The 20,322-nt window shown below is 47.5% G+C and carries 16 protein-coding genes; all 16 read right to left on the bottom strand.

Annotated elements, in window-relative coordinates; genetic code table 11:
* Positions 1 to 44: 44 nt before the first annotated feature.
* Positions 45 to 854, bottom strand: a complete 810-nt coding sequence (locus ACFQ0C_RS25740; protein ID WP_379370845.1) for an inositol monophosphatase family protein — start codon at positions 852 to 854, stop codon at positions 45 to 47.
* Entirely contained in the window at positions 851 to 1,660 is an 810-nt protein-coding gene (locus ACFQ0C_RS25735) for an HAD family hydrolase (RefSeq protein WP_379370843.1), read from the bottom strand. Before ACFQ0C_RS25735 ends, ACFQ0C_RS25740 begins: the two co-directional genes overlap by 4 nt.
* A 25-nt stretch (positions 1,661 to 1,685) precedes the next feature.
* Positions 1,686 to 2,456, bottom strand: coding sequence for an MgtC/SapB family protein (locus tag ACFQ0C_RS25730; RefSeq protein WP_258214691.1), 771 nt, complete (start codon positions 2,454 to 2,456; stop codon positions 1,686 to 1,688).
* Positions 2,457 to 2,483: 27 nt separating this feature from the next.
* Positions 2,484 to 3,650 carry an ABC transporter ATP-binding protein gene (locus ACFQ0C_RS25725; RefSeq protein WP_379370840.1) on the bottom strand — a complete coding sequence of 389 codons (1,167 nt, stop codon included), beginning with the start codon at positions 3,648 to 3,650 and terminating at the stop codon, positions 2,484 to 2,486.
* Between the two features lie 4 nt (positions 3,651 to 3,654).
* Positions 3,655 to 5,493 carry an ABC transporter permease gene (locus ACFQ0C_RS25720; RefSeq protein ID WP_258214693.1) on the bottom strand — a complete coding sequence of 613 codons (1,839 nt, stop codon included), beginning with the start codon at positions 5,491 to 5,493 and terminating at the stop codon, positions 3,655 to 3,657.
* A 44-nt stretch (positions 5,494 to 5,537) separates the two neighbouring features.
* A complete protein-coding gene (locus ACFQ0C_RS25715; RefSeq protein ID WP_379370838.1) occupies positions 5,538 to 6,422 on the bottom strand; it encodes a sugar phosphate isomerase/epimerase family protein in 885 nt (294 codons plus the stop codon).
* Positions 6,423 to 6,447: 25 nt separating this feature from the next.
* Positions 6,448 to 7,665, bottom strand: a complete 1,218-nt coding sequence (locus ACFQ0C_RS25710) for an ABC transporter substrate-binding protein (RefSeq protein WP_379370836.1) — start codon at positions 7,663 to 7,665, stop codon at positions 6,448 to 6,450.
* Between the two features lie 60 nt (positions 7,666 to 7,725).
* Entirely contained in the window at positions 7,726 to 8,946 is a 1,221-nt protein-coding gene (locus ACFQ0C_RS25705) for an ABC transporter substrate-binding protein (RefSeq protein ID WP_379370834.1), read from the bottom strand.
* Between the two features lie 111 nt (positions 8,947 to 9,057).
* The gene (locus tag ACFQ0C_RS25700) at positions 9,058 to 10,275 is read right to left on the bottom strand and encodes an ABC transporter substrate-binding protein (protein WP_379370832.1); all 1,218 of its coding nucleotides are present in this window, start codon (positions 10,273 to 10,275) and stop codon (positions 9,058 to 9,060) included.
* Positions 10,247 to 11,167 (bottom strand): phosphatase domain-containing protein, encoded by a 921-nt coding sequence (locus ACFQ0C_RS25695; RefSeq protein WP_379370830.1) that lies wholly within the window; start codon positions 11,165 to 11,167, stop codon positions 10,247 to 10,249. Before ACFQ0C_RS25695 ends, ACFQ0C_RS25700 begins: the two co-directional genes overlap by 29 nt.
* A 34-nt stretch (positions 11,168 to 11,201) precedes the next feature.
* A complete protein-coding gene (locus tag ACFQ0C_RS25690) occupies positions 11,202 to 12,209 on the bottom strand; it encodes a LacI family DNA-binding transcriptional regulator (RefSeq protein ID WP_379370828.1) in 1,008 nt (335 codons plus the stop codon).
* 140 nt (positions 12,210 to 12,349) lie between these two features.
* Positions 12,350 to 14,494: a methyl-accepting chemotaxis protein gene (locus tag ACFQ0C_RS25685; RefSeq protein WP_379370826.1), complete on the bottom strand. Its 2,145-nt coding sequence runs from the start codon at positions 14,492 to 14,494 to the stop codon at positions 12,350 to 12,352.
* A 42-nt stretch (positions 14,495 to 14,536) separates the two neighbouring features.
* Positions 14,537 to 15,457 carry a sugar phosphate isomerase/epimerase family protein gene (locus ACFQ0C_RS25680; RefSeq protein WP_379370824.1) on the bottom strand — a complete coding sequence of 307 codons (921 nt, stop codon included), beginning with the start codon at positions 15,455 to 15,457 and terminating at the stop codon, positions 14,537 to 14,539.
* A 38-nt stretch (positions 15,458 to 15,495) separates the two neighbouring features.
* Entirely contained in the window at positions 15,496 to 16,401 is a 906-nt protein-coding gene (locus ACFQ0C_RS25675) for a protein-tyrosine phosphatase family protein (RefSeq protein ID WP_379370822.1), read from the bottom strand.
* Positions 16,402 to 16,428: 27 nt separating this feature from the next.
* Positions 16,429 to 17,793, bottom strand: a complete 1,365-nt coding sequence (locus ACFQ0C_RS25670) for a sulfatase family protein (protein ID WP_379370820.1) — start codon at positions 17,791 to 17,793, stop codon at positions 16,429 to 16,431.
* A 398-nt stretch (positions 17,794 to 18,191) separates the two neighbouring features.
* A complete protein-coding gene (locus ACFQ0C_RS25665) occupies positions 18,192 to 19,142 on the bottom strand; it encodes a metallophosphoesterase family protein (protein ID WP_379370818.1) in 951 nt (316 codons plus the stop codon).
* Between the last annotated feature and the right edge of the window lie 1,180 nt (positions 19,143 to 20,322).

Below are 20,322 nucleotides of genomic sequence, written 5' to 3'. Positions count from 1 at the left end.
TGTGGCAGCAGGCTGCTGATTAAGTCTATTCATAAGTTCCAGCTTTAAATGCCAAGTGGCTTCAACGTCTGCATCATCGCATCATGAATATGGCCGTTCGTACCGACAATATGCTTCACGGTCAGGCTGTACGGATTGCCGAGTGTATCGGTCACCGTTCCCCCGGCTTCCTCGATGATCAGCACCCCTGCGGCGATATCCCATGCATTGAGGCCATATTCCCAGAATGCCGCGAGCTTCCCTGAAGCAACGAAAGCCAGATGCTGTGCAGCCGAGCCCAGCGCACGAATAGTACGGCATTGCGGACCGATCTCCTGCAAGCTTTTCATAACAGCGTCGCGCGTTTTCTTCTTCGAAGGGAAGCCGGTTGCTACTACGCTTTGTCCGAGTGTCTCTACTTGCGAAACCCGGATCGGCTTTCCATTGAGTGTAGCCCCTTTACCTTTCTCCGCCGAATACATGTCATCCCGGGACGGATCATAGATGACACCAACCATAATCTCTCCGTTGCACGCAAGAGCTATAGATACCGTAAAACCCGGAATGCCTTGCACGTAATTGCTAGTCCCATCAATGGGATCAACGATCCATATGAATGGCTCGGACTTTGCTCTTTCGAGCCTGTTTTCAAGCAGCTCCTCGTTAGCAAACGATTCTTCCTCCCCGAGAAATGCATGGTCAGGGAATACCTCCGCTAACCGTTCACGGATTAACTGCTCAGAGGCTCTATCGATTTCTGTAACGACATCGAATGCCGAGCTCTTTTCTTCCGTCACAAAGTCTGTGCCCAGCTTGGACTTGATCATTATACCAGCTTCTCTTGCAATACGTTCAGCCGCCTCCAAATAACTCATGCCAGCTCTCTCCTCTTTTCCTTAAATTCCCCTATAATAGCCGCTATAGCATGGCTTTCATGATGGACAGTCACAGCATCCGCTGCATCCGCTAACAATGGGTGGGCATTGCCTACAGCATAACCCAGATCGGCCTCTATGATCATGGTTAGATCGTTTAAGTTATCGCCAACGGCTACGGTGTACAGGCTATCTACTTTCAGTAGCCTTACCAGCTCCCTAAGCGCAATCCCCTTGGTAGCATGCTGCGGTAAAATCTCCAAGTAATTCGACTCGGAGTAAACCATTTCGCAAGGTACACAGCTGTCTCTCACAGCCTGTTCAATATCCTTCGCTTCCTCCAGCCGGGAGCTAATAATCAACAGCTTCGTAACAGGCTCCTGCATAATGCTTTCCTCAAAAGGCAAACATCTCACCGCATCTTTGAGCTCATGCTTTTCTAATAAGGCATTGCGAATCGGTGCATAAACTTGACCATCTTGATAAACCAGCAGTACCAGTTCATCCGATAAGCGTCCCCTAATATTATCCCACAAAGCTTGCGGAAGAGATATCTTCCTCTCATAAAGCACCTTGTCTGTAACGGGGCAATAAATTTTGGCTCCATTATACAAAATCACCGGCAAATCCAGACCAAGCTTATGGATAAAAGGTATGACCGCCTCCTCCATACGCCCCGTCGCTAAGGTAAACATGCCTCCTTTTTCAATAAAACGTTTAATGGCCAATTCATTCTCCAAGCTGATTTGCTGTGAAGCATTCAGTAAGGTTCCGTCAAGATCAGAAATCAGTAGTATATTGTTCACATGCTCCAACCACCCAGCTACTAAGTTATGTGGATAACGTATTTTCTTTTTGTACGAAGCTTTTCATTGCAGACAGGTGATTCGACTCCATCGAAAGAACAACATCCATCGCGGCGATCTGCTCCAGAGCTGCAACCAGCTTTTCCTGCTTTTGTATTTTCAGACTGAACTGCATATGCATTGAAGGAGCTGAGGCATGAGCTGCAGAATCGACTTCATCCGAGTTCATTTTCAAGCTGACAATCTGCAGATCATAGTTTCCGAATATCGATGCGATCCTCCCGAGCGAGCCCGGGTTATCGACAATTTGTATATCAACCTCATGGTATCTCCGATTTCGCAGCAGATGCTTTTCCCATTTATTTAATAAGAACAAGCTGATCAGAACAAGAAATGTAGACAGCAGCGCCCCCATATAGAAGCCCGCGCCAACGCTTAGTCCGATGCCGGCAACAACCCAGACGGATGCTGCTGTCGTCAGCCCTTTAATCATATTCCCATTGCGCAGAATCGCTCCTGCACCCAGGAAACCGACACCGCTTATTACTTGGGCTGCCAAACGCGCCGGGTCCATACGGACATTACCTTCATTGACGAATTGTGAGAAACCGTATACGGACAGCAGCATAATGGTTGCAGAGCCCAAGCATACGAGAATATGAGTACGGAAGCCCGCAGCATGGTTGCTCCATTCCCTTTCAATGCCGATCAAGCCTCCCAATACTACGGCCAGAATCATCCGCAGCACCAGTTCCCAATGCGTTATTTCCCATACACTTAAGCTAGCTGTTGCCATACATTTCTACCCTCCAGCCCCGACACGTTAAAATGATGATGCACCCAGCTTTGTTCCATGATCTGTTGCTGGTGCCGATGCGGAAGAACCTGCTCCGTTGCCCCGCTCTACAAGCACGCCTGTTTCCTTATCATACACATTTACTTTCTCAAGCGGGAACGTTACCCATACCATCTTGCCAATAGGCAAATCCAGCTCACCGATAACTTTGGCCAGGATCAGGTTCTCACCGCTCGTGGTCAGCTGAAATAAAGTTTCCGATCCGGCCGGCATCACTGAGTATACGGATAGAGGTATGCCCCCCTCGACCTTTTCCGATGAAATCTGGATGTCCTCAGGATAAATAGCCAAGACGACCTTTCCGGAAGGTGGCTGTGTGCATGGAACCGTAAGTGTACCCAATTCTGAAGTTGTAGTTAACGATCCATTCGAATACTTGCAATCGGCATCGACGAAATTAATTTTCGGGTTACCGATAAAGTCCGCAACGCGGATATCTACCGGATGACGGTAAATATTGCGCGGTGTATCGACCTGAACCATGTTGCCCTCGAAGAAAATCGCGATCTTGGTAGATAAGGTCAAGGCTTCGACCTGATCATGCGTAACATAAACGATGGTTGTCTTCAGCTCGCGATGCAGCCTTTTCAGCTCCGCCCTCATCTCCAGACGCAGCTTGGCGTCAAGATTGGACAGCGGCTCATCAAGCAGCAATATTCTCGGCTCCGTTACAATTGCCCGAGCAATGGCGACACGCTGCTGCTGACCGCCTGACAGCTCAGAAGGGTATCGGTCCTTGTATTTCGCGATCCGCATCTTCTCCAGAGCGCTTTCTACCTTCGTGCGGATCTCCGCCTTGGGCATTTTGTTAATGGACAGCCCAAAGGCTACATTATCGAATACCGTCATATGCGGCCACAGCGCATAGCTTTGGAACACCAGATTCAATCCGCGCTTGGATGGGGGAGCATAGTAGCCCTTGGCTCCGTTGATCATTTCCTTGCCATTAATGGTCAGAATCCCTTCCTCGGGATTTTCCAATCCGGTGATAACCCGCAGAGTGGTCGTTTTACCGCAGCCGGACGGACCGAGCAGCGTCATGAAGTCGCCATCCTCAATATACAAATCGAGGTTTTTTAGAATATGATTTTTATCAAAATATTTGTTGATTTTCTCCAGCTTAATTCCACTCATATGGTTAGCCTCCTATGCCCTTCGAAAGATCTGCTTTGCCGTACTTCGTTGCTATATAATGCGTGATCATAATTAGCGCAATAATAACAATGACGATAGCGTTAGCGTACTGCTGATAGCCCTTTTCCGCATAGCGGAACGTAAGCGTGGTTAATGTACTTGTCTTGGGAGTCACCAGCAGGATGATCAAATCCAGCTCCTTCATCGCGCTTATGAACAAGAGCAGGAATGCGCTAATCAAGCCCTTGCGGCTTAAAGGCATCATAATGCTGAAAAATCTTCGTGGCCAGGATGCTCCATGCAGCTTGGCCGCTTCCTCCAGCTCTCCGCTAATCTGGAGCATGGTGCTCGTGCCGGAGCGTGTTGCGAAAGGCAGCTCTTTAACTATCGTTATAAGAATGACGAGCGCCAAGGTTCCATAGAGAGCCGGCAGTAAAAATTTAGGCTGCGCAAACATGGACAAGTAAATCGCTGCAAACGAAATGCCGGGAATCAAATAAGGCATGAAGGACAGCTGCTCGACAAGCTTGCCGGAAAGAGTTTTTCTTCCCTTCGAAATTACGTAGCCGAATACAAGTCCCATTACAGCAGCAACTGCCGCAGCTATAAATGCGATAGTCAATGAATTTTTCAAGCCCAGAAGGATCGAGTCGCTCTTCAGAATTCCCACTTCACCGGAAGCGATACTGAAATCCGAATCCCCGAACCAGTAATGCGTTGTCAGATTGCTTAAGCTGTAATTGCCGTCCTGGAGCATAAAGGTTTGCCATAGAAGCAGCAGAAGCGGGAATATGCCAGCCAGAAACATGAACAGAAACACCATAACAATTGCTGGAATTTTCCATACACCAAGCGGATTGAGATTTTTCCTCGAATCCTTGCCGCCTATCGTAGCGTAGCTCTTTCTTTTGCCAATCGCCCGCTGGTTGAAATAAATCGTCAAGGCGGAAATAACAATCAGAATCAAGCTTAGTACATAGGCATCGGAAATCATCCGGTTTTTCATACTGCCGTACAGCATAGTTGCGATTGTGTAATACTTGACCGGCAGACCAAGAAAGGCTGCGGCACCGAACGTTCCCATACTTTTCGAGAAGGTCAGAATCAGTGCGGACAAAATAGCCGGCATAACTAGTGGAAACGTAATTTTTCTTAAAATAGTATAGCGGCTTGCTCCCAAAATATCGGCGGTTTCTTCCAGGCTGCTGTTAATCGAGCTCAGAGAAACGGCGATAAGCAGGTAAAAGAAGGTGTAATAATGGCCCACAAGCACGATGGAGATCGGTAAAAATCCATAAGAAATCCAATCGGGCGGATTAATGCCGAACAAGTATTGCAGCATACCCTGCGTTCCGCCGACCCGGTCGTTCTTGAACACGATCAGCCAGGCAAACGACTTAATCCATGAAGGCAGCATATAAGGAATGATAGCCAGAAAAGCAAATGTCTTCTTGAAAGGCAGATCGGTGCGAGTAACCAGCCATGCTAATCCGCCTCCCACAACCATGGAGAAAAAGGATACAAACACCGCAATGTTGAAAGAATTCAGCAGCGGTTTATAGAAGATCGACGAGCTGATGTCGCTGTATAATACATGCAGCCAGTGGTTCAGGGTCAGATTCCCCGGTACCGCTTGGGGGTTAGCCCGAATATCCTCAGGATGCCAAGTCAGCGTATGCGAAATAATTTCCCACATCGGGATGACAATCGTATAGCCCAAGAAAATAATGGCGAAAAGACTGATTAGGTGCAAAGGATTCGTGAGGCTGCTCTTGAGGAAATTCAGTACACGAACCATGGTGAATTTCGATGCGGATCGGCTAGTATATTCGATGTTGTTCACCGGTTATTCCCCCCTCTTCGATCCGGTGCGGCTGGAATGCTGTTTCATGGTGTTGCCTCCTTCAATCGTTGAACCGATGCCAGCACATGCTCGCTGAGAGATCTGTCCGCATCGAATTTGTTCATAGTCAGCTCCAAATTATATACACCTTGATATCCGGCACGCTGCAGGCTGCCGATATAATGCTCCAGGGGCAAGCTTCTTGCTTGCGTCAACGGGTTGTGCGTTCCGGTTAGACCGAGCCCGTGAATATGCGTATGATAGACTCTCTCCAAAAAAGCGGCAGGCGGGAGATCCTCCATGTGTACCTCGGGTGGAGATTTCAGGCCGCGTTCATCCATCAGGTTCGAGTAATAATGGCCCATATCCCATGTAATGCCCACATAAGGACTGTCAACCTCGTTCACGATCCGCTGCACACCGTCTATCGAATCTCCCGGATCTACCTTGCTTGATTTTTTACGGTTATTTTCAATCCCAATTCTTAGCGGAAGCTGCTCCGAATCAATCACTGCAACCCATTCATGCAAAAGCTTAACCGTATGATGATGCAGCTCTTCCTCCGAACCTGACTTCGCGTCAAAAGCGTGCAGCGCCATCGTAAGGCCGGCTTGATACTTATGATAATTTTTCAAAATATAGCTCATGGATGGATAAATCTCCGCAAATCGCGTACCTGGATGCTCCCCAGCCACATGTCCATGAACGGTAAGCTTCAGACCCGCATCCCAGATTTGCTGTATAAGCCCCCGGTAAGCTTCTTCATTCGCACCGCGGGGAAGAATCCTGACCTCGATAGACCCGATTCCAGCTGTCTTTAAAGCATCTAGCAATAGCTCCACCTTTTCATAATGTGCAATTAAATCATTGGGGCTGTCTAAACTCGGTTTGCCTAAAAAAACAGGACTTTGCAAGGAAAAACCTAGCATGGTTTCAACACTCCATTCCGAATGGTTACTGATTCTTTATCCAAAAGTTCACTACATCCTGATAAACCTTATAAAACTTTTCGCTGTCGTACTGCCAAATATTAAGCTCATTGATGTTTTTCGCATTTTTATGCTGCACATCCGTTCGGGTCATCCATGAACCGATTTCATTAAACGGCATCGTTCCTTCGCCTTTGCCGTCCGCTTCACCGGCCATCCAACGAACCAGCAGCTTTGCAGCGTTCGGATGAGGAGCTTTATTGCCTACGAACAACAGCCCTTCGTCAGCAACGGATAGTTTAGGCTTCATATCCCAAATGATGTCTGCTTTCAAGCCTTTTTCCGACATTTTACGGATATCCCCAGAAACTCCGATGAACACAGGAGCCGGTTTGTTCGGAGCAGCTTTACCCACCGCATCCTGACCATCTACACTGCTTTTGACGAGAATCGCGTTTTTATAAAACTGCTGCAGAAATTCATAGCCCGCATTTTTCGTACCGTTAAGGACGATATCCTTGCCGAATTTCTCCTTATAAGCCTTAGCCATATCATCCGAATTAACGACGAACGCTACGAACATATCCATCTGGGCCGGTGATTGCAGCGGATCGACCATAAGTACTCTGTTCTTCCATTCAGGTGTGGTCAAATCCCACCAGTTGTTAACCGGCGGCGTTTTATTCTGCTCCGTGTTGTAGAACAAAGTACGGAATTCCATGTAAGGCACGAAGGCAATACCCTCGCTTTTGTAAGGCTCATGAATCTTGGCGGCTATGTCGCTTGGCAAATACTTGAACAGCATGCCTTTTTTGACAAGCTCTTCTTCAATGCCGCCTCCCACTTCTTTGGTCAGGATAAGATCGGCATTGAATATGCCTGCGGCTTGCTCCCGAATGACCTTATCCATGATGACATTGGACTTGAGATCGAATGCCTCAATATCGATGCCGGGATACTTCTTCTCGAACGTTTTCTCTACATCATTGATTCGGCCTGATGTGGAGTATACAGTGACTTTCCCTTCTTTTTTCGCTTTTTCATACAGCTCTTCGACGGTTTCTGTTTTGTAGAGTCCCGCGCTTTCGGCCCATTCGGATTTCACGGCTCCTCCGGCACTGGCTGCTCCGCCTGTTGTCTTTTTATCTGATGCTGCTGTCGGTGTTGGAGTTGAACTACTGCAGGCTGCGAGTACAATGGTGAAGGTCAGTAGCAATGCGGAAATATTCCTCACTTTTTTCATCTGACTACCCCTATTCTCCTTAATTTGGTACTGCACACATCATTCATTCCAGCAACACCTTTACTGCATCTTCAACCAGAACTCTCTGAACTTGACGAAGTTTTTATAAAAATAATCCGAGTCATAGTCCCATACATTCAGCTTGTCGATAGGCAATTGATCGGTGCGTCCGTTATCGGTTCTCGTTGACCAGGAGCCCATGACGTTGAAAGGCTTGAAGCCATCGGATTTCCCGTCAGCTTCTCCCGCCATGTAACGGATCATTAGCTTGGCTGCATTAACATTCGGCGCTTTGTCGGCAACGTACAAGTAAGATGGACCCACTACAGAAATTCTTGGTTTCACATCATACGTAGCCGCAATGCTCAGCTTTTTCTCAATGACATCCCTTAATTTACTGGATGCGCCTATGCCGATAGGAGGCTTGCCTTGCGCTGTTACTCCAACCGCCTCGACAACTTCATCACTCGACTTCATCAGAACCGGATCGTTTTTCAAAAATTGTTTAAAAAATTCGTAAGCTGCATTTTCCGTACCGTTAAGGACGATTTCCTTGCCGAATTTATCCTTGTAGGCCTGCTTCATTTCATCGGAATGCTGCACCATAGCCAAAAATAAATCCATCATGTCCGCGGAATCGATCGGGTCGTTCAGCAGCACTTTGCCTTTCCATTCCGGTTGCGTCAGATCCCACCAATTCGTGACTGGAGGCGTTTTGTATACATCGGTATTGTAAAAGATCGCCCGCAAGCTGAAGTAGGGTACCAATCCGCTGCTCTTGCTCTTATACGGCTCAACCATCTTCTCGGAAAGATCCTTCGGGATGTACTTGTGTACCAGCTTCTTGGTAGTCAGCTCCGTTGTCACCGCTCCGCTCGCATCCTTGACGAAAATAACGTCGGCATTGTAGATGCCTGCCCCTTGCTCCCGAATAACCTTCTCCACGATGTCGTTGGTGGACATATTGAAGGCTTCAACCTTCACGCCGGGATATTTCGCTTCAAAGGTAGCCTTCACGTCCTTGATCCGACTCGACTGGGAGTAGACGACAACTTTGCCTTCCCCCTTGGCCTTCGCATACAGCTCATCGGTCGTTTCCGTTTTATTCAACCCGTTCTTCTCGGCCCATTCGGAGGCCGCTGTTACATCTCCTTTGGCTGCAGGCTTATTGCCAGCGTCTTGAGCGCTGCCATTCTCTGTTTTGGTGCTGCAAGCCGCAAGCATAACCATTAAAGCCAGCCCGGTTAGAAACGACCCGGCAACCTTCCCTTTTTTCCTCATTAGCCTATAACCTCCGACTCGATTTTGATTACAAATCCAATCCATCATTTTGAAGGCGTTTACAACATTATTTCTATAAACTGAGCTTTAGCTATGGCTTTCTGTTAATCGCTACTGCTGCTTCAACCAGAAATCACGTATTTTAGGTGAATTCTCATAAAAGAATACCGGATCATACTTCCATACATTCAGCTTGGACAGCGGTAATTCTTCTACCTGCGTAACATCCGAACGCGTAGCCCATGCTCCTGCAATATTGAACGGCTTGAGACCTGCAGCCTTGCCATCCGCTTCGCCTGCCATCCAACGGATTAACAATTTAGCCGCATTGGGATGCTTCGACTGATCGCCTACATACAGCAGAGCCTGCTCGACCTGGGAAACCTTCGGCTTCACATCATACGAAACGCCTAGCTTCAATCCTTGACCCTGTGCTTCTCTTAGCTTCGTGGACACTGCAAGCCCGATTGGCGGCTTCGCCTGACCCGGTTTACCAACAGCTTTGACAATATCGCCGCCTGAATTAGTTAAAATAAGGTCGTTTTTGGAAAGTCGTTTGATGAATTCATAACCTGCATTAGGTGATCCATTCAATTCAATGTCTTTGCCGAATTTATCCTTGTAGGCCTGCTTCATATCATCCGAATTTTGAACCATACCTAGAAACAAGTCCATTGTGTCGGCCGATTTCATCGGGTCGCTCAGCATTACACGGCCTTTCCAATCCGGTGTCGTAAGATCCCACCAGTTGGTGATCGGAGGTGTTTTGTACACATCGGCATTGTAGAAAATGCCTCTGGCTTCAACGTAAGGCACCAAGCCCTCTACTTGGCTCTTGTACGGCTCCGGCATTTTGCCTACGATATCGCTTGGCATGTATTTATGTACAATGCCTTTTTTCAACAGCTCCATCGTAAATGTGCCGCCCGTATCTTTCGTGAAAATAACATCGGCATTGTAGATGCCAGCCCCATGCTCTCTGATCAGCTTTTCAAGCATATCGACTGAGCTGATGTTGTAAGCTTCGAGCTTAATCCCCGGGTACTTGGCCTCGAAGGAGTCCTTGACGTCGCTGACCCGGCTCGACATAGAGTAAAGAACAACGGAGCCCTCACCCTTCGCTTTGGCATACAGCTCATCGGCCGTTTCCGTCTTGTTAAGGCCCGCGCTTACCGCCCAAGACGATGAAGCTGCGCTTGGAGCTGCTGCATTCTTCTCTCCGCCCCCGCTGCCTGTTGAGGTGGAGCCACAGGCGCTCATAGCCAATACACTGGAGCATAACCCCATAATTAAAGCCGTTCTAGCTGCTGCCCGCTTCATCTGTTGCATCGTTATTCCCCCATTCTTTATCGATCCACTGTGACCATGATTCTGCATATCCTTCGTGAATATGGCTTACACAATAATCATAAAACTGTCTGACATAATTTAATCGCTCCACTGCTGCTTCATATTTGTAGGTATCAAGCGGATCCATTCTTTGAAAATCTCTGCCTCCGATACGCATTTGACGCTGTGTCAAATCCTCGAAGCCAACCTTATCCGCATTTCTCATCATATCGTACATACAGAAGAAGGTACTGGCCCGCCCAACACCACCGCGACAATGGAAATGAAGCCAAACATCATTAGGAAGCGCTTTCACCCATTCGATAAAACGATCTACTTCCGCGTCTAATGGACGATGGTGGTCTGTTACAAAGAAACGTTTGTACCCAAGACCTTCCGTTAGCGCAAGCTCCTCCTCACTCAGAACCTGCTTGGGATCCTGAACAGGTCCCCCTATATCCACCGACTTGCCTGCCACTTCGTCAAAGGTAATGGAACTCTGACTTATTAAACCGTTCAACAGCTGCTTCTCTTTGACAAGCACCTCAACGTTGGTTAACCCTTTGTTAGCTCCGTTATGCAAACCAAACCAGTTGACCGCCATCCCATTGACAAAGGCGTGGTTCTCCTGCCGCAAATCTACGAGGATGATAGGGAAATCACCGATAGTCTCTTTCATCGTTTGCAGCTCGCGCTGTGAATACTGCCCGCTAGCCGATGCCCTTAGCTCTGTGAATCCTGTAAGATCCGGGAGACTGCCGCCAGCCTGATCAGCAGTTACGGCATCTCTTGACATTCGAAATCTTTTGGGCAGCGCGTTCTTGTCGTTATTTCTTTCTACCACCAGATTAATTCGTGAAGCTTCGACTTGTTTATTCGCATTGTCTGGCAAAAAAATCTCTCCTCCCCCCGCGCTTATTATTCAACTATATTCTTGCCTCCGAACAGGTTTGTCGGACGATTAGCTGTGTATTCAACAAGATGGAATCCGCTGTCAACCGGTTCTCCAGCAGCATCTGCATAAGCAGCTCAGCTGCTTTGCGGCCCATCTCCTGGCGAGGCTGCGCAACTGTCGTTAATTTAATCCAATGAAGATTGCTTACCTCCAGGTTATCGAAGCCAAGAACGCTCATTTGTCCAGGTACGGAAATCTTGTGCTCAGCCAGCCACTCCAGAGCTCCGATGGCCAGAAGATCGTTAGCAGCGAACACCGCCGTCATAGCCGGATAGTCTTCCATCAGCTTACCCATGGAACGCGATCCGCACTGCATCGTCCTTCCGTCCCATATAATACCCTTCTCAGCGGGCTCAATTCCCTGCTTCTTGAGGCTATCTATATAACCGCGATACCGTTCTTTACCGGTGAAGGAATAGGGAGGCATTCCAATAAATCCGATTTCTTTATGTCCTAAAGAGAATAAGTAATCCATTGCGTTGCAAGTGCCCTCGTAGTGATCGACATCGACGAAAGGCATTTCCAATTGTTGCGGCGGACGTCTGCGGAGGAAAACAACAGGAATTTTCAGCCTCTGCAGCAGTTCAATTCCATCCTCATCAAGAAAATCCGGTGTGACGATGATACCGTCCATCTTCCGCTCCAGCACGCTGGTCAAAAATCTCTTTTCTTTATCAGGGCGACGGGAAGTATTCACGTAGATGACTAGATACCCGTTATCCGATAGCACCTCTTCAACATCATGAGCCATAGCGGAGAAGAAAGGATCCGTAATATCCGGAATCATCAATCCGATCGTATTCGACTTGCGCTGAATCAGGCTTCTTGCCAAAGCGTTCGGCGTGTAGTTAATACGCTTCATTGCCTCCAAAACTTCCCGCTTCGTTTCTTGCCGTATATCTGGATGATTATTCAATGCTCTCGAGACAGTTGATACGGATACTCCTAATTCCTTAGCTAAATCTTTTATGGTTGGCATAGTGCTGAATCTCCTTTGGTAACGTTTCCGGTAACGTTACCAAAATCTTATGACAAATCACCTTGTTTGTCAATTGAAACTTGCTCGAAGCTTGTAAAAAGGCTTGCCTAGCAACCAGAGCGACGTTCAAGCAGCAACGTTCAAACAATAAATGTTGCCATGCTTTGCTTTAGCTGCTTCGACTGCTCATCCAAATATTGTGCCGAGCCCATGTTCTCCTTCGCTGAAGCCACTTGGCGTAATGATGCCTCGGAGACTTGCTCGGCACTGGCAGCTGTCGATTGGGCAATAGACAGCATTTCCTGTAAATCATGGGCCACCTCGTCAGTTCCCGCAGAAAACTGCTCGCAGGTCGCAGAGATGCTCTGAATGAGTCCGGAAAGATGCCCAATAGATTGCAGAACGCTCTGGAATTGATTGCCCGTCTGATGAACCAGAAGGATGCCCTTCTCGACTTCAACAGCGCCCTCCTTCATCTGCATCGCTGATGATGCCGCAGCTTGTCGTATAACTTGCACGACTTTTGTAATGGTCAGGGCTGCTGCTGCGGATTGCTCTGACAGCTTGCGCACCTGTGCGGCCACGACAGCAAAGCCACGGCCATGCTCCCCCGCCCGAGCTGCTTCTATAGCTGCATTAAGAGCGAGCAGATTGGTTTGCGCAGCAATATCCCGGATATCATCGACCGATTTGCCGATATCCGCCGAGCCCTCTTCCAGCCCCTTAATCATAAACCCCAGCTGGCTTATAGATTGTTTAATCTGATTCATTTGCTGGACAGCATCACTAATTGACTGATACCCCGTCTCTGCTTCATTCGTCGTTTTAACCGCTTCGTCCGAAGCAACAGCCGTACTATCCGCCATATGCTGGATACCCGTTGCCATATCCGCCATCTGAACAGCCGATTGCTTGGCAAAATCCAACTGCATTCGTGCCCCTTCGGCGATAAGGTTAAAAGCTGCCGACACATCCTTACTGCTTTCTGACGAATCGGATGAACCTGCTGCAAGCTGATGCGCCAATACTGACATTTCTTCCGCTGCCTTGAGATTGGATTCAATAATGGTTGTAAGCGATTTTGCGGTTCCATTGAATGCGGCACAGATCGTTCTAAGCTCATCCTTTGTCTCCAATGGTACCCGAACGGTGAAATCGCCGGAAGCCAGCTTCATTGAACCAATGGCCATGAATCGAACCGTTCTGCGAATAGACAAATACAGTGACACAAATAAATAAACATTAATGGCAATAAAGCCAATAGCAACGGCCAGCAGTGAATTTTTTTGCCATTGATAGGTTACAAGCTTGGCCTGGACGCTTCGCTCCAATTGAATCAGCACAGCTTTATACAGCTCCGTATCGGTCTGATAGGCGCGCTCTCCCAATGCCGCTAAGTCTTTTCCCATATCAAATACATGTTCTTTGTCTTTGGACAGCAGCTGAAGCTGGATGTTATCGACAAGCGTGTTATTGCTTTGCTGAAAGTCTCCATGCAGAGCCTCCAAGGCTTTTACCGTATCTTTATTTTCCATTTTGCGCAGATTGGTTTTAATCGCTTGAAGTCTTTTAAAGCTTGCTTCTTTGGTCAGAAGCTCCCGGTTGGCCTCGGACATTTGCCTGGAAACCACTACACTTTGCCCGATTGTGGAAAGCAGATTCGTACGCTCCGTTTGATTGAAGAGCTGTGTAGCGGTATCCAACAATAAATGAACCTCCGGGTGGGCATCCAGATTCAATTGCGATGTTTCCGATATCGTGTTCCAGTAATCCTCTATGTCCCTTATCAGCTTCTTATGCGTGTCTATCCCTTGCTCATATCCAGCCGTATAAATTTGCAGCTTGGTGTAGTACCAGTCCTCCTGAAGCGTCTTCCATTTATCCTTTGTGTCATAGGTAGCGCCATAGGCATCGTTCCAAGCCTTCAACGCGCTCATTTTCTCCTCAACTGCCGCTTTCTGCTCATCCATCTTGGCCTTCATTGAGGTTGCACCGTTCAAATAACGGATGGACTGACTCCGATGCTCCTCAAGCTCCATCTGGAGTTCCATTAGCAGCTTGATTGGAAGGATACCTTCCGCTTCCTTAACGGTGAAATGGATATCATCCGACACATCCGAAATAAATAAGTAAGCCGATACGACAATAGGAATGATAAAGATCAAGCCCACAACCATAAACTTCTGTAAAAAGCTCAATCCATTTAAAAATTGTACTGCGGGAATAAAGACCTTTGAGATCCGGACATCCTCTGTATCTGTGTTCGCGGATGCTTCTGTTCCCATATGGCACCCCTCCGTCTTGTTTTCCAGGTCAGCTCCTGCCTCCTACATTCCGCGATAGCTTTTGGACGGTCGGATATGGGCCTGCTTCACTCTTCTTATTGATCCGAATATTAAGTCGCAGGGTTCAAACATTCCTGAGCATTTGTCCATCGTGAGCTCCAAATTGTAAATTCCCTCATAGCCTGATGTCCGTAGAACATCCGTGTACGTTTCGAGCGGCAGACTTGCTTTTTCAATCAGCGGATTATGAATGCCATTTGAAGCAACACCATGTAGATGGGTATGAGAAACCCGTTTTATAAAGGAGGGAGAAGGTAATTCTCCGCCATATCGCTCAATTGGATGAGCGTGCCCGGATATTCGCAGCTGCTCGGCATAATAAGCTCCAAGGTCCCAACAAATACCGACAGACGGGCTTTCGATATCCTCTACGATACGAAGCATTCTCTCTAATGGGCAACCGGGAATAGAACCGTCCGAGCTAAGCTTGCTGTTTTCTAAGGCAAAAGTAATAGGCAGCTCCTCAGCGGTAACAATCTCCGTCCAATGACGAAGCAGCCTGACCGTTTGCTCATGCCACTCAGCATTGGAAACTTTGGCAGCCCAGGCATCCACAAGCGGAAGCGTCATCAGAAGAGTAGATTGGTATTTGTGAAAATGGTTGAGGATGAATGACATCGACGGATAGATCTCCGCAAAGCAAGATCCCCGGGCAGTGCCTGCGACTTCCCCTTGTACCGTCAGCACAAGCCCCATGCCCCAGATGAGCTCGATAATTTCACGGTATACACGGGGATTCCCTGAGCGTGGTAAATACCTTAGCTCAATAGATGTGATTCCGCTTGCTTTGAGCACGTCCAGGAATAGCTCGATACTTTCATAATGTGCAATCCATTCGCTGCTGCTATTCTTACCGGCACCTCCGAAAAACGCAAGGCTTTGTAATGAAAAACCCAGCTTCATAACTGATCACTTCATCTCTTTCATTCATCTCTTTCAAGTTAAGATGCGGACTTCTTACCTTCAAGCCACCTCGACCAGTTCCCCTCAAACCCTCCATGAACATGAATACAGTATTCGTAAAAAGTATGAATAAAAGCAAGGCGCTCCATAGCCGGTTCATATTTAAACGTATCGTTCGGATCGACGCTTTTCATATCTTTACCACCGATTTGAATTTGACGCCGTATAATGTCCTCCTTGCTCACCTCTCCCGAATTCCGCAGCATATCATACATCAGCATAAATGAGGTTGTACGCCCGACGCCTCCCCGGCAGTGAAAATGAAGCCACGTATTCGCCGGCAGCGCTTTCACAAAATCAATGAATTGATCGACGACCACATCCAATGGGCGATGATGGTCCGTAACGAAAAAACGTTGATAGCCCAAGCCTTCTCCGATTACCAACTCCTTCTCCGTTAGAACCGTCTTCGGATTGATTACAGGTTCAGCCAGATTAACCGACTTCCCCTCCAATTGATCAAAAATGATGGAAGGCGATGCAATCAGACCATCCAAAACAAGTCTTTCCGCATCTCTAGCCTCGTTATCATTCAGTCCCTTGTTCGTACCATTATTCGGACCATACCAACTAACAGCCATTCCGTTAACAAAGCCATGGCTCTCTTGTCGCAAATCCACTATCGTAATTGGTGTATGTCCGATCGTCTGAGCTATGCATTGCAATCCTTTTTGGGAAAACATCCCGCTCCCTGACGCTTTTAATTCGGCAAGTCCTGTCAGGTTCAGCTGGTTCCCGTCAATGGATTGGATGGGTGTAGTGGTCATTCGAAACCGTTTTGGCAGCACATGGATGTTGTCCACGTCGATTAATTGATTCACCTTCAGGTTATCTTTCTTTCCTGTACCGGCTTGGCCGGAATCCTGATCATGTCCATTCGTCATTTGCAATATGCCCCTTCCCATTCCTCATTAAAATGGATTCGTGCGTACCGGCAGCGTATTTTCCGTTTGAATCAACCGCTGCAGCAGCTCCCATATCAACTTATCGCGAATCTTTTGATAGCCTGGATCACTCCACACATTATTCAATTGAAGCGGATCCAGCCTTAGATCGTACATGACACCCTTCTCCTGGTTGCTCCAGATGGTCAGGCGGTATTCCTGGCTGCGAAGTGTTTTTTCGAATACCTCCGCCGTGTCGGTTCTTGATACCTCCGTATTCAGTTCAATCAGAGCAAAGGGAACCCTGCCCGCATCCTCCTCCCCTTTTAGCAAAGGCAGCAAGCTTCTCGCTTGCATGGAATGCGGCTTCATACTGCCAGTCAAGTCGCAAATCGTTGGTGCCAGATCAAACAACTGGACGACGTCGTCTACAACTCTGCCTCTGTCCATAATGTCCGGCGTTCTGACAATCAAGGGAATGCGGATGCTCTCATCCTCCGATCTGCCCTTCCCCCAACGCCCCCAATCTCCAAGAAATTCCCCGTGATCGCTGGAGAGTAATACCGCCGTCCGTTCGGAGAGCCCCGATTCATCCAAATAAGCCATAAGCCTGCCTATACAATCATCAACATGAGAAACCAAGGTGTAATAGGCTGCCTTCTTTTGCCGAATCACTGCTTCGTTCTCTGCGGTAATTTCACAGTTTCTTGGGAGTGAGAGTTCGTTCGGATCATAACGGCCCAACAAATCTGAAGGAACAATAAAAGGAGAATGCGGATCAAAAAAACTGGTCCAAAGCATAAACGGAGCCGAACCAAACTCTCGCAAAAATTCGATCGAGGCTTCGCTTACCCAGCGGCTATGTGAAGCTTCAGAAGGAAAGCTACCGTTAACCGAAAGGTGGTCCGTCTGATTGCGTACTCGGGTCGCCCCCGGCTCAATCCGCACTGCTTCAGCATATTGGGGATGGTTTCGTTCGACCCATTGTGTGTAAGGATCACGATAGGTTCCCCGCTCATCGGTCACCTGCAGCGTCCGGTATCCATAGCTCGGATGCGGAGCGGTATGATCACGGTACGTATGATTCTGCACATGCAGCTTGCCGATATGGGCCGTATGATAACCCCTTTGGCTCAATATTTGCGGAAACGTCACCTCCTGCTCCGATAATCGAACACCGCCGCCACGAACCCCATGAGCATGGGGGAAGCGGCCGGTCAGAAGAGAGGAGCGCGCTGGCATACAAGCGGGTGCATTCGTAAATGCATGTGTAAATCTCACACCTTCCATGCTCAGCCTATCGATATTCGGTGTTTCTATCTCCTTATTGCCAGCGCAGGAAAGTGCATCCCAACGCAGCTGGTCTATAGTTATGACGAGGATGTTCATCATAAGATGCCATCACCTCTTTCTTTGGCAAATCAAAGCGGTTGGTAGGGGTAAGCGCTTTCTCATTGGCTAAAAATAATTTTCCTCTAGAGCTCAGGAAATGTGTTGAGAAATTCAGTATAAAAACGTAAGTTGTAAGAGTAAGAGTGTGAGATAACGTTTGTTGGTGTATGCTTCCATGCATTTATGAAGACTGCAATTTCATACTGCCTAGCATTTATAAAAGCAATTGCGATCCCAACTTGCTGCTGCATTCACAAGTTCAGAAGCAGATTTGGTTAAAGTATCACATCCTCCATCTTATTTTGGTAACGTTACCGGAAACGTTACCAAAATTGTAAAATAATATCCCCCTTTTGTCAATTCACATTTTTCATTAGCTTGTCTCTAGATGAAGCAGGCTATCTCTTCCCAAATGGATCAACCACCTGCGGTATATGCTCGACTGGATCACTAATCACACTGCCGTCTTCAAGCCGCTGCCATGTATCGAAGCTCCGCTCCCCTTCAACTAAACGAATCATGCGGGCCCCGCGCAGAAAATCATCCGGTCCTTTTGCATTAAAGCCGCTTAACCGTGAAAAACAAAGCCGGATGCCATGCAGGTCACCATAATAATCGTTCAGGTGGTCATGACCGACAAAGGTCCCCATCACATCCCCCATTTCTACCATAGCTGCAAACATGCCTGTGTTAATCTTGGGACAGCTGATTCCCTTGTTGTTACTACCATAGCAGATGTTGTAATCCCATATTTCTCTATATTCAGGCAGTGGGATATGGAAGAAAGCAAGCGCTGGCAGCGGCTCGCCACCGCATTCCTCTGTCATTGCGGCCGATTGCCGAATATACCAATCAACCTGATTATGGTGAAACCATGTCGAGCCGCCAAAGGAGTGCTCCGTTTTGGCTCCCGAATCCATCATATAGAGAGCAGCACTAACAGCCGAAGATCGGCTTGACTGTATGCGCAGCACATAATTAGAAATTCCTTGAATAGTCTTGGGCCCTTGCTCAAACAAGCTGTTCGGCAGCTGCGTCAGCAGCTCGGCAAGCTGATCCGGATCAACCCCGGCTTCATACTCATGATTCCCATAAACGAAAGCCCATGGAATTCCGCTTTCGACCACGGTTGAAACTGCATCGGCAAATGCGGATAACGGCTCCGGCGTCTCTTTCTTGTGAATAATATCCCCGGTAATGATAATTAAGTCAGGACGCTCTGTATCAATGACATAGCTCATAAATTGCTGTGTACGTAAGTCCTTGCTATCCCCGTTATACCAGTGCAAATCGGTGAATTGCACGATCGTAAAGCTTCCATTATCGCCAAATTGCAATGGAAAAGACATTAAAATGACCTCCTGCAGTTCTGAATTCAGTTTCCCGGTAACGTTACCAGAACAGCTTGTTTATATCCTAACCCATGTATAATTGGATTTCAATACACATTAAAAAAACGCCAGAGAAAATTATCCTGAAGGACTTTTAAGTACGAACCGGACGCTCTTGCATGGAGAGAGAATGGACTGGTGGGTTGGTGGGTTGGTGGGTGGGTTGGTGGGTTGGTGGGTTGGTTNCGTGGATTCGTGGATTCGTGGATTCGTGGATTCGTGGATTCGTGGATTCGTGGATTCGTGGATTCGTGGATTCGTGGATTCGTGGATTCGTGGATTCGTGGATTCGTGGATTCGTGGATTCGTGGATTCGTGGATTCGTGGATTCGTGGATTCGTGGATTCGTGGATTCGCGGATTCGTGGATTCATGGATTCGTGATTCGTGGATTGGGGGATTACGGCAAATGTTGAAATCGTGTTTCTTTGATAATGAGGCTTGCCACAAAAGGGAACACATCTTGCACCAGTGCCAAACCTTAATGAAAGTAAATTGCCAGACAGCCATGCAAAGCCGCAACGCTCTCTCGGGAAGTACGCTCTCATAATTAGCGGGAAATTCTCCTGCAAATTTAAGGGTTTTTACCTGATTTTCTCATATAACTGGAAAACATCCCGTTAATTCCACTGCTTTATTACATTACACCGAAAATCCCCTATATTAGAAGGAGATTTTCCAGCTAAGCTCCTCATCTAGCATGTAATGGGTAAATTAGCTCCAGAAATTCCAGTTAACCATTCGCTACCGCTCAATGAAGACGCATTCGTGCTTCAGCAGCATTTTTCTTGCGAGCGAAAGTTCACCATACGTTTTAGTAAAAATAATCTTTCTCTTTTTTTAAAAGTGGAGCGGTGGGTACACGATCTTCAATGGTAGGCTGTATACGTGAGCCGTCATCGGAGGTGACTACTAGGGCGGCCGCTATCACTCCGGCTTCCTACACGCATACCCTTCTTTTGTTTTACACCATGCTGCCTATTCCATCTGCTTGTTCCTTTATCTCTCGTTTTTTGCGTATAGGAATCCGATTTTAGTTAAATAAAGGAATAATAACTTCCACTATTGACTGATATCGGAGGCCATAGAAGGGATAAAGGAACTTTCGTTCCTTTCAATTCCTTCATTAATTATTACTT

It is taken from the genome of Paenibacillus sp. GCM10027630, from assembly GCF_042676305.1.
Classification (GTDB): Bacteria; Bacillota; Bacilli; order Paenibacillales; family NBRC-103111; genus Paenibacillus_S.
This window is presented reverse-complemented; position numbering and strand designations above follow the sequence as displayed.

Excerpts from the sequence above, each read along its gene's own strand:
- ACFQ0C_RS25740 (WP_379370845.1), bottom strand. The coding sequence starts at position 854 with ATGAGTTATTTGGAGGCGGCTGAACGTATTGCAAGAGAAGCTGGTATA.
- ACFQ0C_RS25730 (WP_258214691.1), bottom strand. The coding sequence starts at position 2,456 with ATGGCAACAGCTAGCTTAAGTGTATGGGAAATAACGCATTGGGAACTG.
- ACFQ0C_RS25725 (WP_379370840.1), bottom strand. The coding sequence starts at position 3,650 with ATGAGTGGAATTAAGCTGGAGAAAATCAACAAATATTTTGATAAAAAT.
- ACFQ0C_RS25715 (WP_379370838.1), bottom strand. The coding sequence starts at position 6,422 with ATGCTAGGTTTTTCCTTGCAAAGTCCTGTTTTTTTAGGCAAACCGAGT.
- ACFQ0C_RS25710 (WP_379370836.1), bottom strand. The coding sequence starts at position 7,665 with ATGAAAAAAGTGAGGAATATTTCCGCATTGCTACTGACCTTCACCATT.
- ACFQ0C_RS25705 (WP_379370834.1), bottom strand. The coding sequence starts at position 8,946 with ATGAGGAAAAAAGGGAAGGTTGCCGGGTCGTTTCTAACCGGGCTGGCT.
- ACFQ0C_RS25700 (WP_379370832.1), bottom strand. The coding sequence starts at position 10,275 with ATGCAACAGATGAAGCGGGCAGCAGCTAGAACGGCTTTAATTATGGGG.
- ACFQ0C_RS25690 (WP_379370828.1), bottom strand. The coding sequence starts at position 12,209 with ATGCCAACCATAAAAGATTTAGCTAAGGAATTAGGAGTATCCGTATCA.
- ACFQ0C_RS25685 (WP_379370826.1), bottom strand. The coding sequence starts at position 14,494 with ATGGGAACAGAAGCATCCGCGAACACAGATACAGAGGATGTCCGGATC.
- ACFQ0C_RS25680 (WP_379370824.1), bottom strand. The coding sequence starts at position 15,457 with ATGAAGCTGGGTTTTTCATTACAAAGCCTTGCGTTTTTCGGAGGTGCC.
- ACFQ0C_RS25675 (WP_379370822.1), bottom strand. The coding sequence starts at position 16,401 with ATGACGAATGGACATGATCAGGATTCCGGCCAAGCCGGTACAGGAAAG.
- ACFQ0C_RS25670 (WP_379370820.1), bottom strand. The coding sequence starts at position 17,793 with ATGATGAACATCCTCGTCATAACTATAGACCAGCTGCGTTGGGATGCA.
- ACFQ0C_RS25665 (WP_379370818.1), bottom strand. The coding sequence starts at position 19,142 with ATGTCTTTTCCATTGCAATTTGGCGATAATGGAAGCTTTACGATCGTG.